The organism is Methylobacterium sp. WL64 (assembly GCF_008039945.1).
Lineage (GTDB): Bacteria > Pseudomonadota > Alphaproteobacteria > Rhizobiales > Beijerinckiaceae > Methylobacterium.
This window is the reverse complement of record NZ_VRVA01000302.1, coordinates 1-820: the sequence shown is the minus strand read 5'-3', so window position 1 is coordinate 820 and position 820 is coordinate 1. Positions and strand designations below refer to the sequence as shown.

1 protein-coding gene is annotated in these 820 nt (G+C 51.5%); it reads right to left on the bottom strand.

Features of this window, described 5'->3' with window-relative positions; translation table 11 throughout:
- On the bottom strand, positions 1-773 hold a 773-nt coding region (locus tag FV242_RS34005), incomplete at its 3' end, for a LysR family transcriptional regulator (protein ID WP_187278688.1).
- Between the last annotated feature and the right edge of the window lie 47 nt (positions 774-820).

Sequence of the window (820 nt, the reverse complement as noted above, 5' to 3'; positions counted from 1 at the left end):
ACTATATACTGATCGAGTACTGTTTCCAGAGATCCGTCTATCAAATGTTGTTCGACATAGTGCTCATGAACTTGTCCCAGTCCGTATCCAGATACTATGGCCATTGTCATCGCAGTCGTGTCGCTGACTGACAACCATCCGTCTGGTACGAAAGTCTGTTCAATGCCATTCTTGATAAATCGCCACTCTTTTTTCCGGTCAGAGTCTTGGAATGTTTGCGCAATACAAAGGTGGTTTGCGAGATCTGAGGGACTTCGCGGCCGCCCGTGGTGCGCAAGGTAAGCTGGAGTAGCTACGACACGTCGCCGGACCGTCGTCAACTGCCGGGCAATCAATCTTGAGTCGCTAAGCATTCCAATTCGGATAGCAACATCGATGCTCTCATCCACGAGATCAACAAACCGGTCTGTAATAATAACCTGAATGTCCACATCTGGAAACAAAGACTGGAAACGTCCTAGAATGGGAATAATTTTGAACCGTCCGAATGACACTGGAAGGCTGATCCGCAATCGGCCTGTTGGTTGCGCTTGCGAACTGGTCAATGCCAATTGCGCATCCTGAAGCTCTGCAAGGATGTGGCGGCACCGCTCGAAGAAGGCCTGCCCGTCGTCCGTGAGGTTCACCTTTCGTGTCGTACGCATCAGCAGGAGAACACCTAGTTGGTTCTCGAGACGCTGGATCGCGTTGCTGACGCCCGACTGCGTCATGCTGAAGTGCTTTGCAGCGAGCACGAAGCTACGCAACTCGGCCACCTTCACGAAGATCGTCAAGGAGCGAAGGTCCATATGGCTTCGACCTTTCATCACATGCGGTGATA